The sequence below is a fragment of the Dermacoccus sp. CCH2-D9 genome, assembly GCF_001556795.1.
GTDB lineage: Bacteria > Actinomycetota > Actinomycetes > Actinomycetales > Dermatophilaceae > Dermacoccus > Dermacoccus nishinomiyaensis.
Window position 1 is genome coordinate 41,703 of the sequence record NZ_LSJT01000049.1, and the last position, 12,725, is coordinate 54,427.

The 12,725-nt window shown below is 68.7% G+C and carries 10 protein-coding genes; 6 read left to right on the plus strand and 4 right to left on the minus strand.

Features of this window, described 5'->3' with window-relative positions:
* Positions 1-55: 55 nt before the first annotated feature.
* The 4 genes from murJ to AX669_RS04565 form a co-directional block, all read right to left on the minus strand.
* Positions 56-2,164 (minus strand): murein biosynthesis integral membrane protein MurJ, encoded by a 2,109-nt coding sequence (gene murJ, locus AX669_RS04550; protein WP_082740585.1) that lies wholly within the window; start codon positions 2,162-2,164, stop codon positions 56-58.
* 3 nt (positions 2,165-2,167) lie between these two features.
* Positions 2,168-4,582, minus strand: coding sequence for a DUF6049 family protein (locus AX669_RS04555; RefSeq protein WP_156444926.1), 2,415 nt, complete (start codon positions 4,580-4,582; stop codon positions 2,168-2,170).
* A gap of 19 nt (positions 4,583-4,601) precedes the next feature.
* Positions 4,602-5,081, minus strand: a complete 480-nt coding sequence (locus AX669_RS04560) for an NUDIX hydrolase (RefSeq protein ID WP_006944822.1) — start codon at positions 5,079-5,081, stop codon at positions 4,602-4,604.
* A 134-nt stretch (positions 5,082-5,215) separates the two neighbouring features.
* Positions 5,216-5,704: a hypothetical protein gene (locus AX669_RS04565; protein WP_062256901.1), complete on the minus strand. Its 489-nt coding sequence runs from the start codon at positions 5,702-5,704 to the stop codon at positions 5,216-5,218.
* A 334-nt stretch (positions 5,705-6,038) separates the two neighbouring features.
* Between AX669_RS04565 and AX669_RS04570 the strand changes: the two genes are divergently transcribed.
* The 6 genes from AX669_RS04570 (at position 6,039) to AX669_RS04595 (ending at position 12,685) form a co-directional block, all read left to right on the plus strand.
* Positions 6,039-7,490: a CCA tRNA nucleotidyltransferase gene (locus tag AX669_RS04570; protein ID WP_062256903.1), complete on the plus strand. Its 1,452-nt coding sequence runs from the start codon at positions 6,039-6,041 to the stop codon at positions 7,488-7,490.
* Between the two features lie 139 nt (positions 7,491-7,629).
* Positions 7,630-8,361 (plus strand): putative glycolipid-binding domain-containing protein, encoded by a 732-nt coding sequence (locus AX669_RS04575; protein ID WP_082740586.1) that lies wholly within the window; start codon positions 7,630-7,632, stop codon positions 8,359-8,361.
* Complete coding sequence (locus AX669_RS04580) at positions 8,358-9,746, plus strand: glycosyltransferase 87 family protein (RefSeq protein WP_082740587.1); 1,389 nt, start codon at positions 8,358-8,360, stop codon at positions 9,744-9,746. The genes AX669_RS04575 and AX669_RS04580 overlap by 4 nt, the downstream gene beginning before the upstream one ends.
* Before the next feature lie 204 nt (positions 9,747-9,950).
* Positions 9,951-10,931 (plus strand): sugar ABC transporter substrate-binding protein, encoded by a 981-nt coding sequence (locus AX669_RS04585; RefSeq protein ID WP_197418854.1) that lies wholly within the window; start codon positions 9,951-9,953, stop codon positions 10,929-10,931.
* A gap of 201 nt (positions 10,932-11,132) precedes the next feature.
* Positions 11,133-12,440 (plus strand): esterase family protein, encoded by a 1,308-nt coding sequence (locus AX669_RS04590; RefSeq protein ID WP_197418855.1) that lies wholly within the window; start codon positions 11,133-11,135, stop codon positions 12,438-12,440.
* Positions 12,441-12,466: 26 nt separating this feature from the next.
* The gene (locus tag AX669_RS04595; RefSeq protein WP_006944789.1) at positions 12,467-12,685 is read left to right on the plus strand and encodes a biotin/lipoyl-binding carrier protein; all 219 of its coding nucleotides are present in this window, start codon (positions 12,467-12,469) and stop codon (positions 12,683-12,685) included.
* Positions 12,686-12,725: the final 40 nt, after the last annotated feature.

The window sequence follows — 12,725 nt, forward strand, 5'->3', positions numbered from 1 at the left end:
GGGGGCGTCGCCGCGAACGGCCGTGACGATGACGCGTCACGGCCGCGAGGGGGCGTCAGCCTCGACGCAGACGACGGGTGATCGGGCCGAGCAGGCTGTTGATCTCCTGCACGCGCAGGCGGCTCGCGACGAGGAAGTACACGGCGAGGAACAGGGGGCCGATGATGAGCAGTTCGACGAGGCTCTCGACACGCGTGACGGGCGCGACCTGGTGGATGAGGAAACTGACGAGCAACGTGACGCCGGTGGCGATGATCGCGGCGATCGCCAGACGGACGTAGGTGCGCACCGTCTCCGACAGGTCGACGGCGCCGAAGCGTCGCCTCAGCAGGACGAAACCCACCGCGGCCTGGACGACGTTGGAGATCGTCTGCGCGAGACCGACGCCGACGCCGACCCAGTGGGCGCCGGGGTGACCGAGGATGGTCGTGTCCTGCAGGAAGAACCAGGGCACGGTCAGTCCGACGGCGATCCCCGTGCAGATGATCTGCATCCAGAACGGGGTCTTCGCGTCGTTGTAGGCGTAGAAGACGCGCTGGATGACGAGGCACAGCGAGTAGGGCACGAGGCCGACGAGCATGGCGATGGCCATCGAGCCGATGGCCCACCGGGTGTCCGGATCCGCGCCGAACATGGCCGACACGAGCGGGAAGACGAGCGCGAAGCAGCCGAACGTCAGCATGACCGACGCAAGGCCCGACAGGCGGATGCCTGTCGTCATGTCGTCCTTCACCTTGTCTGTCTCGTTGCGGCCGGCGGCGATGGACATCCGCGTGAACAGCGCGGTGACCAGGCTGACGGTGATGAGGGAGTGCGGGAGGGTGAACAGCAGGAACGCCTGATCCTGCGCTCCCTTTCCGGGTTCACCGTCAGGCTGGGAGTTGAGCAGCCGGGACGTGACGATGAGGCCCAGCTGCTGGACGATGACGGCCGCGAACGCCCAGCCGGCCATCGTCGAAGCGCTGCGCAGACCCACGCCGCGGAACTTGAAGTTCGGGGTGAACGAGTACCCCCCACGCTTGAGCACCGGGACGAGCACCAGGGCCTGAGCGACGATCGCGAGCGTCGCGGGCAACGCGAGGACGAGGATCATCTCCGTGGTCCACCCCGAGTACGGCGGAACCCCGTTCTGACCGTGCGGGTACGCCGCGATGAACCACACGAGCCCCAGGATGATGACGACGTTCGCCAGCGCAGGGCTCCACATGAACGCCCCGAAGCGTCCGCGCGCGTTGAGCACCTGACCGAGGATCGTGTAGACGCCGTAGAAGAAGATCTGCGGAAGGCAGATGAGCGTGAACGCCGTGGCGACGTGGAGCTTGTCGCCCGTGACGTTCTTGTGGTCGTAGATCTGGTAGACCCACGGGGCGAGGGCCATGCCGATGACGGTGACGCCGAGCAGGATCGTCAGCGTGAGCGTGACGATGCGGTCCGTGTAGGCCTTGCCGCCGTCGGAGTGCTCGAGCGCGCGCGTGATCTGCGGGACGAGAACGGCGTTGATGACACCGCCGGCCAGGAGCAGGTAGATGATGTTGGGCAGGCTGTTGGCCGTCGCCCACGTGTTGGCGATGCCCGTCGTCGAGCCGAGGGCCCAGACCGTCAGCACGGAACGGAGCAGGCCCAGCATGCGTGAGACGAGCGTGCCGGCCGCCATGATGGCGCTGTTGCGCAGAACCCCGCCTGTTCCCGAGGACTTCGCCGCTGCGGTCTGGGGGCCGTCGGCGGGCGTCTCGACGGCGTCGGTCGCCGGGCCCGCAGCCCCCGTCGTCGGGATGGCGGCCGTCTGCGCGCCTCGTGTTTCACGTGAAACACGAGAGGCGCCCGAGCCTCGCTGGGCGCCGGGTCTGCCGGAGACGGCCAGGGCGTCGTCAGCCTCGAGGTTCCAGGCGTCCTCGGCCTCGCGGCGCTCGCGGTAGGCGTCGACCGCGCCGAGGTCGATGACCTGCGTGTGGTCGCTGCTCGCGTGGCTGCGCGTGGACTCGAGGTTGCGCAACCACTGCGCCTCCTGGTCGGCCTCGAACCACGACTCGTAGGCCGAACCGATGCTCGTACCCGCGACGTTCGGCATCGCGATGGTGTGCCGTACCGCCGTCTCGTACATCGCGCCGAGCGATCCGGACGCCGCGCCGTTCGGGCGCGACGGATCAGGTTCGGCGTTCGACATCGGCTACTCCTCCAGCTGGATGTCCCGCGCGAGCTCATCGCGTCGGCGGGTTCCCGCCTTCCTGCCGCGTACGAGGCCGTAGCAGAAGACGAGCAACGCCACGATACCGAGCACCCAGAAGATCCAGGTACCCGTCGGACGCGCGTTGATACGCAACGGGGACGTGTCAGAGGTGTCCGGGCCGAGCGCGACGCCGTTCGCGGCCGTCAGGCGCGCGTCGACGTCGACGAGGCTCGCAGCCTGCGCGGCGAGGGGAACGCGCACCGTCGTCTGGCCCTTCGCCTTGATCGTCACGGGCTCCGGTTGCGAGCGGAACTGCACCGCGTACGTGCGTGGCGTCAGCGTCAGACTGACGTCCTTGACGTCGCGCGCCAGGTCGTTCTTCACCGTCACGCTGATCGTGCCCGAGTCGGAGAAGAAGTTGATGCGCGCCGGGACGACGCTGACGTGCTCGGGGATCGTCGACACGGCGGCGGAGGCGTGCTGGACGAGCTCGTCGACGTCCGGCGAGGTGCCGCGCCAGCGGGTGCTCGTCAGCTGATCGAGATTGCGGCTCCACGCCGGCACGATGTCGTCACCGTCGACGACCGCGCCCGCCACCTGCGTCAGCGACGCGAGGGTGCGCGATGCGCGTTGCAGGTCGCGCGCATCGAAGGCCTGGGTGCTGGGTCGGGGCCAGACGCCGTCCGAGGCAGGTGCCTCGGTCGACAGCTTGGCCACGGTGCCCGCCGAGCGGCTGCTCGAGACGTCGAGGGCGCTCGTCGTCATCCACGGCGCCGTGTCGATGGCCGACAGCACCTGCGCCAGGCGCGACGGCGACGTCGTGCCGAGCCGATCGCCCATGACCATGAGGCTGCGGTCGGCCGACGGAAACTGTTGGTATAGAGCGAGACCCGCGGCCTGTTCGCGCAACCCGGCCTCGACGTCGCTGTCGGCGCCGTCCGAGCTCAGCGGCGCGCTGAGGGCGCTCGTGTACCCGATCATCGGGATGCCGGACGTGCTGCGCCGCGCCGCCGATGAGGCCGAGACGAAGTCGGAGCCGTCGAGCGTGACGTTGGGCGTGATGATGAGGGGCTTGCCGCCGAGCACCGACGACCACACCTGCGACAACCGGTTCGTCGCCGACACGCTGAGCGGCGCAGCCGGCGCGGCGACCACCGTCGTCGACAGTTCCTTCAACGCCGGCGACAGTGGACGGGCGAGTGCGCGCCGCAGCACGGCGTCGCTGCCCGGGGGTCGATCGTCCGCCGTCAGGGACGACAGGTCGGGGTCGCCGTAGGGCGTGAATACGACCTGCTGACCGCTCGGACGGTCCTTCAACGTCGCGACGAGGTCGGCCGCGAGTGCCTCGACGGTCGTCGCCGGAGCAGGATCCTGCGAGGACGAGCTGCTCGACGAGGAACTGCTTGGCGACGAGGACGCGTCCCTCGACGAGGTCGACGAGGTCGATGCCCCGCTCGGTGCGGTGTTGCTGGGCGAGGCGCTGCCGGTGCTCGCCGTCGACGACGCGGAGGACGAGGACGGCGTGCTGCCGGCGGAACCCGTGTCACCGGGCGAGACCGACGCGGAGCTCGACGAACTGGGCGTCGACGTCGTTGCCCGGTCCTCGGCAGCCTCCGTCGGGAGCGAACCGTCCTGTGCCGCAGCGGGATCGAGCACCGCCGGGTCGATCATCCACGTGACGGGGGCACCCGGGTTCGAGGCGAGGAGACGCTGGATGTCCGAGTCCGGCCCGATGGCCTTGTTCCACGCGTCGAAGCGCTCGCGACCGCTCGCGGTGAACAGCTTCGGGTCGGCCGGAAGCGTGATGGGAATGACGACGGACGTCGACATCGGCGTGAACGTCGTCGAATCGGCCTGCGTCGTCACGAAGCTGCGGATCGTCGCGGTGGCACCGCCTCTGGTGACATCGACCTGCAGCGGCATCGTCGCCATCGAGAAGCTGACGTCGAGCTGGTTCGCCGGGATCGTCACGGTGACGTTCGTGCTCGCGCCCGGTGCGAGCGTCGTGACCTTGGTCGTCGCCGTGACGGGGTTGGTCATCGCGACGTCGCCAGCAATCCAGCGTGACTGCACCTCCAACGTGTCGAGCGCACGCTTGGCGACGCTGATGCGGGCCGTCGCGTTCGTCAGCGGCGTCGAGCCCGTGTTGCGCACCTGCACGCTGAGCGAGAGCGAGTCGCCGCTCTTCAGGGTGGGGGGTGTCGAGCCCGTCAGCGACACAGCGATCGGACCGCTCTGCGCCGAACTCTTGGTCGCGACGCGCGAGGCGCTCGCGGCATGGGCCGACATGCCGGCCACGGACGACATGTTCGCCACCGTCGACGCTGCGGCAGTGTTCGTCAGGCATGGCGGGCCGCTTGCCAGGCAGGTGGCGAGCAGGCCCGAGAACGCGGCGAGGTGGGCTCGTCTCGTCATCGACTCAATGATCATCGACTCAATGACCGGTCAGGCGGGCCCACGCCGTCGCGGCGATGCGGCGTTCGTTGGGGAACGTCAGGTGTTCGTGGGCGCGGTCGAGGCGGAACCACTGCGCGTCGATGGCTTCGTGGTCCGGGTCCTTCTCGATGCTGATCTCGCCTCCGACGGCTTCGAGCAGGTAGTGGTGCACCATCTTGTGGATGCGGTAGCCGGGCACGGAGAACCAATAGTCGATGACGCCGAGCGTCACGAGGGCGCGGCCCTTGATGCCGGTCTCCTCCTCCACCTCGCGTTCCGCGGTCTGGACGAGCGTCTCACCGGCTTCGATGTGGCCCTTCGGTAGGCACCACTCGACGCGTCCGGCGCGATTGTGGCGCGCGATGAGAGCGAGATAGGCCTGGTGGTCGCGAACGTCGACGACGACCCCGCCCGCAGAGATCTCCTCGAGCGTCGCAAGGCGCGCAGCCCGGTGCACGCGGTGCGAGGAGACGGTCATTCTCATACCTTAACGAGAGGGTTCGGCGTTTGCGCCCGCGCTCGCCCGCAGGCCCCGGCATGATGCGGAAAACTCGTCGGCGCTCGGTCTTGACGTCCGTCGCGGCCGTTCGTGGGTGCCCTGCGGGTGCCCCGTCAGTGTTGCTCGCGCTCCGGCAACAGACAAGCGATGACGGCGCCGACGAGCGTCGCGACGTCGTGTTGCTCCTGCATCGAGGTGATGCGGCGCGCGAGGATCGTCGACAGTTCGGTGACGACGGCGATGAGCCCAGCCTCCGGGCCGACGGCGCCGCCGAAACCGACGGCCACGACACCGAGGGCGCACAGGTGGAGCGTGCGCCGCCAGTGCACGGCGACGGGATCCTCGGCTTCGGCGATGAGGGAGTCGAGGGCGTCGAGGTGGTGATCCTTGCGCCGCAGCAGCACGATGATGACACCGCCGAGCAGGATGGTGGCGGCAGATCGTAGGGGGCTGTGGGCCCCGTGCCAGATGAGGTGCTGCGCACCGTTCATCAGGGTCAGTGCGAGGCCGGCCACCGCCCCCGCGACCGCACCGTAGGTGGTAGCGACCGCGAGGATGCGCCGAGCGGGTGGGAACGGCGGCACGTCTGCTGAGATGCTCATGTGGGGACCGTCGATTCGATGCTGGCGTGGATGTGACCGACGTCGAGCGAGGACGAAGCGATGTTTCACGTGGAACATGGCGACGGGGGGGCGACGATCGCCCGCATCGTTCATCGCAACGACTCCATTTGAGGAAGCCCGTTGCGAAGAGGCGCTGGACGCGAGGCGACGGCCACCACTCAGGCGTGGCGGCAGCCATCACGCGGCAGCGCAACGGGGGTGCGGCCCGAGGTGGGCGACTGGATACCCTTGACCAGTGACGCACACCTCCACCTCCACCCAGCAGGACGCCCGGACGGGCACGACCGCGGCGCCTCCGGCGTCGGGGGCGAGGATGCTCGGGACAGCGATCGCGCATCTCGAACCGGTCATGCCGCTGCTGCGGCAGCTCGGTGAGCTGTTCGCCGGGGCCGGGCACGAGATCGCTCTCGTCGGTGGGCCGGTGCGCGACGCCTTCCTCGCCCGCACCTCGCCGGATCTGGACTTCACGACGTCCGCCCGCCCCGATGACACCGAGCGCATCGTCGCCGGATGGGCCGACGCGACGTGGGATCTGGGCCGCGCGTTCGGCACGATCGGGGTGCGCAAGGGTGGCTTCCAGGTCGAGATCACGACCTACCGCGCCGACGCCTACGACCGTGAGACGCGCAAGCCGGTGGTCGAGTTCGGTGACTCGCTCGACGACGATCTCGTCCGCCGCGACTTCACCGTCAACGCGATGGCGCTGCGCCTGCCCGACCTGACGTTCGTCGACCCGTACGGCGGTCTGGCCGACCTGGCTGCAGGTATGCTGCGCACCCCGACCGACCCGGAGGTCTCGTTCGGTGACGACCCACTGCGCATGATGCGCGCGGCACGTTTCTCGTCGCAGCTCGGGTTCGACGTCGCGCCCGAAGCGTTCAGGGCGATGCGCGAAATGGCCGCGTCGATCGAGATGATCTCGGCCGAGCGCGTGCGGGACGAACTGGTCAAGCTCCTCATGTCACCGACGCCGCGCCGAGGGCTCGAACTGCTCGTCGAGTCGGGCATCGCCGAACACGTGCTGCCCGAACTGCCGGCGCTCGCGCTCGAGATCGACGAGCACCACCGTCACAAGGACGTGTACGAGCACTCACTCATCGTGCTCGAGCAGGCGATGGCGCTCGAGGGACCGCGCGAGGTGCCGGGGGTCGAGGCGCCGACCGAGGTCGAGGGGCCGGATCTCGTGCTGCGCCTCGCGGCTCTGCTGCACGACATCGGCAAGCCCGACACGCGACGTTTCGAGCCGGGTGGCGGCGTGAGCTTCCACCATCACGAACTCGTCGGCGCGAAGATGACGCGCAAGCGGTTGCGCGCGCTGCGTTTCGACAAGGAGACGATCAAGCAGGTCTCCCGTCTCGTAGAGCTGCACCTGCGTTTCCACGGCTACGGCAACGGTGAGTGGACCGACTCGGCCGTGCGCCGCTACGTCACGGACGCAGGGCCGTTGCTGTCGCGCCTGCACCTGCTGACGCGAGCGGATTCGACGACGCGCAACAAGCGCAAAGCAGCCCGGCTGCAAGCGACCTATGACGACCTCGAGGCGCGCATCGAGCGCCTTCAGGCCGAAGAGGAGCTGGCCGCCGTGCGGCCCGAGCTCGACGGCAACGAGATCCAGGCCGTCCTCGGCATCAAGCCTGGGCCGGTACTCGGGCGTGCCTACAAGCACCTGCTCGCGGTGCGTCTCGATGAGGGCGTCATCGGCAAGGACGTCGCGAGCGAGCGGCTGCGTGAATGGTGGGCGCAGCAGCCGGAGTCGCAGGGCTGACGGGGGCATTGCGCTGTTCGTGTTGTCATTGCGTCATTCGTGTTCTCGCGGGTGCGCGTCGCGCGCCGATGGCGGGTGACGTGGACTGCGACGGGCGTGTTGCCGCCGTCACGGCTGGCGTGCCTGACAAGCTGGTGCCATGACTGCAGTGGACGTGGCGTGGCAGGGCCTCGACGACGAGACGCGTCTTGACGTGGCGTCGATCGACTTCGCCGAGGAAGGCGGGTTCGTCGCGACCGGACGTCAGTCCACGGAGACGTGGCGCGTGCAGTGGGATCTCGTCGTGGATTCACGCTGGCGCACGAAGTTCGTGACGCTCGACGCGGAGGGCTACGTGCCTGTTTCACCTGAAACCGACGACGTTTCACGTGAAACAGCGGACGAGGGCGGCTGGCGGGAGCGGGTGTGGCAACGCCACCTCAACCTCTGGCGCCGTGACGACGGAGCTCGCTCGCTGTGGCGCTGGGAGGGTGACGGGTCGGGCGACGCGCCCGGTTGGCTGGCCCCGCTCGGCATGGAGGACGGCATGGAACTGCTCCTCAGCGACGCCGTCGACGTCGACCTCGGCGGCTGCCCGGTGACGAACACGATGCCGATCCGTCGTCTCGGGGTCGACGCTGCCGGCGTCGGGGAACGGCCGATCACGACGGCGTGGGTGCGCCTTCCGGATCTCGCTGTCATGCCGTCGCCGCAGGTGTACTCGTCGGGTCCGCAGGCGCTGACGGAGGCGATGACGGTGCTCGACCCGCGTGTGTTCTCGGTCGTGCACTACCGCTCGGCGACGCGCGACGTCAGCGTCGATCTCACCGTCGACGATCACGGCCTCGTGCTCACCTACCCCGATCTCGCCGCGCGCGTCGACGTCCCATGACGAGAACCATGGTCGAACCCCCGGCTCGCGATCCGGTGCATTCCGAGCCGCCGACCGAGGCCAGCTCCTCTGACCGTCGCACCCGGATGCGCTCCGGGGCCGCGCTTGTCGCCGGGGCGCTGCTCGCCATCGCAGCCGTCACCGCGTTCATCCTGCACAAGCTGGCCGCGCAAGATCCGGACACGTGGCTCATCGATCTGCGCGTCTATCTCCTGGGGGCTCGGCACGCGTTCTCGCCCGACCTCTACGACCAGCAGTACCCCGTCGCGTCGTTGCCGTTCACCTACCCGCCCTTCGGCGCGATGGTGATGGCGCCTCTCGGGCACCTGGCGTTCCCCGTGGCAGCCACGCTCGTGACGGCGATGTCGTGCGCCGCGCTCATGCTCGTCACGCGGCGCGCGCTGTCCGCCGCGTCCCGCCTCGGGCGTCGTGGCCGAGGGATGCGGTGGTGGTTCATCCCGGTCGGCGTGCTGGCGATCGCATTCGAGCCGGTGTGGGCGACGTTCTCGTTCGGGCAGGTCAACCTCATCGTGCTGGCGTTGTGTCTGCTCGATCTGACGGGCCGTCATCGTGCGCGCGGTGTCATGGTCGGTCTGGCTGCGGGGTTGAAGCTGACGCCGCTGTTCTTCGTCGCCTATCTGGTGTTCACGCGGCAGTTCCGGGCTGCGGCGACGGTGTGCGCGACGTTCGCCGCCACCGTCGCGGTGGGGTTCTTGTTCAATCCGCATGGCGCGGCGGTCTTCTGGACGGATGCGGTGCGCGATCCGTCGCGCGTGGGTTCGGCCTTCTTCGCCGGTAACCAGGCCCTCACCGGGGTGCTGCCGCGGTGGGCCGGTGAGCCTCTGCCGCACGCCGTCGTCCTCGTGGCGCAGGCGCTCGCGGGTCTGGCGGCGCTCGTCGCGGCTGCCTACCTCCACCGTCGCGGTCGTGAACTCGAGTCGGTGATCGCCGCGTCGTTCGGGATGCTCGCGATGTCGCCGATCTCGTGGAGCCATCACTGGGTCTGGGCGTGGCCGGCCGCTCTGGTGCTCGTGGCGGCGCTCCTCCGTCAGCTCCGGGGTGCGCGCGGGGGAGATGGCGAGCATGTGGCCGATGACGTAGACCATGGCGACGCGCGGGGCATCGGTGCCGCCGAGCGTGCGCCCGGCTGGGCCGTCGCCACGGGTGCGCTCCTCATGCTGTGGCTGTTCGTCTTCGTCTCGCGCTCGACGTGGTGGCCACCTCACTACGAGGACGCCGAGTTGTCGTGGAGCCTCGTCCAGAAGGTCTTGGGCAACACGTACGTCGTCGCCGGCGCGCTGTGGATCGCCTGGGCACTCCTCGACGCCCGTGCGGGCCGACGCGGGCGCAACGTCGCTTCACCCGCACCACGAGGTGGCGAGTAACTCACAGGTAGGCGCGCAGTTGCCTGCCGACGCGTGAGTTAACCGCCATCCTGACAGCGCCCTGGCCCACCGGGCACCCATGCCTCACCGCCGACACAGGCACCCCGCCGACCCGCGATGTATCGAACCGAGACATCAGGTGGGGCACAATGGACGCTGATAGTCACGTCCGCGCCGTCGGCGCCCCGGAGAAGGATCATCCACATGCGCAAGTCCCTGACGATGGCGAGTGTCGCCGTGCTCGCCACCTCGCTCGCCGCGTGCAGTTCCACGGGTGGGCGCAAGGCGGTCGAGGAGGCGTCGAACAACGCCGGTCACGCGAACACTCCGACGATGACGGTCGCTCTCGTCACGCATTCGGGCCCGGGTGACACGTTCTGGGACATCGTGCGCAAGGGCGCCGAGGATGCGGCGGCGAAGGACAACGTCAAGCTCGAGTACACCTCCGACCCGGACGGCTCGAAGCAGTCGAACCTCGTGCAGCAGGCCGTCGACAAGAAGGTCGACGGCATCGCCCTGACGCTCGCGAAGCCGGACGCCATGAAGGGTTCCGTGGAGGCGGCGAAGAAGGCGGGCATCCCCGTCGTCGCGCTCAACGGCGGCCTGGACGACTGGAAGAAGATGGGCGTCGAGAGCTATTTCGGCCAGGACGAGAAGATCGCCGGCGAGGCGGCAGGCGACAAGCTCAAGAGCGGCGGCGCCAAGAAGGTGCTGTGCGTCATCCACGAGCAGGGCAACGTCGGCCACATGGATCGCTGTGCGGGCGTCAAGAGCAAGTTCGCCGCGACGGAGAACATCTACGTCAACGGCACGGACATGCCGAGCGTGCAGAGTGCGATCACGAGCAAGCTGCAGCAGGACAAGACGATCGATGCCGTCCTCGGCCTCGGCGGCCCGTACGCGATGGCGGCGACGAAGTCGGTCAAGGACGCGAGCTCGGACGCCAAGGTCTACACGTTCGACACGAGCAACGAAGTGCTCGGCGCGATCAAGGCGGGCACGATCCAGTGGGCCGTCGACCAGCAGCCGTACCTGCAGGGATACCTCGCGGTCGACTCGCTGTGGCTGCGCAAGAACAACGGCAACATCGTCGGCGGTGGCGAACCCGTGCTCACCGGCCCGGCGTTCATTGACAAGTCGAACGTCGCCGACGTCGAGAAGTACGCCAAGTCCGGCCGCCGCTGAGCCCCGCCCGGCCCCGGCTCTTCGTTCCCAGCACATCGCGCGTCCACCTCTGGTTCGGCGGTGGCACAGCTGGCACCCACCTGAGTGTGATGCGCTGAGCGCTGGGCCTGGGGAGGGTCCGTCGATGGTGCCTCGAACCGCGAGGTGCCCCACGGGAAGGGCGGGGAGATGATCGAGCCGGACAGCATGACGTTCGCGGTCGTGATCTGGATTCTGGGCTTGCTCATCACGCTGTTCGTGGCGCTGCGCGGCCATGCGTTCGGCACGAAGTCGCCCAAGCACATCGCGATGCGGCTCGGTGGCATGCTGACGAGCACGTTCGTCCTCGTGCTCGCCGCCGTCGTGACGCTCAACGCGAAATACGGGTGGTACTCGTCCTGGCAAGACGTGCAGGCCGCCGTCACCGGGACGCCGCTCACGATCGAGCAGCACACGCACGGCCAGGCCCGCACGCAGGAGCAGAAGAGCGAGGCGGCGCAGCAGGCGCAGGAGAGCGACGCCGCCGCCGACTCGAAGTACGCCGCCCAGCGCGCTCGCTACGAGGCAGGCCTTCACCTCAAGCCGTCCGCGACGGGGCAGTGGATCAGGATCAACGTGCCCGGTATTCGCATGCAGGGCAACGACATCGGCCGTGTCATGGTGTGGTTGCCGCCGTCGTACACGAGCGACACGAAGCGGACGTACCCCGTCATCGAGGCCTTCCACGGCATCCCGGGCGGCACCCTCGACTACCAGCGCGTGTTCCACCTCGACGCTTCGCTGCGTGAGGCGGTGAGCCGCGGCGCGATGCGCGACGCCATCATCATCGTGCCGCAGGAGATGCCGGGTGGCATCGACACCGAGTGCGTTGACGGCGGCGGCCTCAACATGGAGACGTGGTTGACGTCGATCGTGCCCGACCACATCACGAAGAATTTCCGCGCCCAGGCCAGCCGTGAGGCGTGGACGACGATCGGCGTCTCGGCCGGAGGCTGGTGCTCGTCGATGGCGACGATCCTGCACCCCGACCGGTACGCGGGAGGCGCGAGCCTCGGTGGGTACTACTCGCCGCAGTTCGACACGTGGCACCCGTTCAAGGGCAAGGTTCCCGAGCGCTACGACCTCATCGCGCAGGTCAAGAAGAACCCGCACCCGCAGTCGCTGTGGGTGCTCGTCTCGGGCGCGGACAAGCTGTCCGGCGCCTCCAGCGAGGCGTTCATCAAGGCGGCGACGGCGTACGACGTCACCCAGGTCGATCTGCCTCACGCAGGCCACCGCGTCGGCGTGTGGCAGAGCACGTTCCCCGACGTCTTCACGTGGATGGGCAAGACGTTCCCCATGTTCGCAGCCTCGGCGGGTTCGACGTCACAGCAGTCGGCGTCGCCGTCGCCGTCTAGTTCGCCGTCAGCGCCCTCGTCGCAAATGCAACCGTCGGCAAGTCCACTGACGGGCCGTCACCGTGCGCTCACCCATCCCGTCACGGGTTCGACGAACGGCCTCGTCGGCTGGACGCCGCGAACGCGCGGGTAACAGCGCGCCTCTGCCACGATGCTGGCATGGGCACACAACACATCGCATCCGACCTCGTCGCGAACGTACACTCCATCGCGGTGAGCGTCGGCCAGCGCGTCGAGGCAGGTGATGAACTCGTCCTGCTCGAGTCGATGAAGATGGAGATCCCCGTCGTCCCCGAGGAGCCGGGCACCGTCGTCGAGATCCGCGTCCAGCCCGGTGACGTCGTGCAGGAGGGCGACGTCCTCGTCGTCCTTCAGTGAGTGAGCGCCGCGCGGCGCGGTCGGGAAATGTATCGGTTCG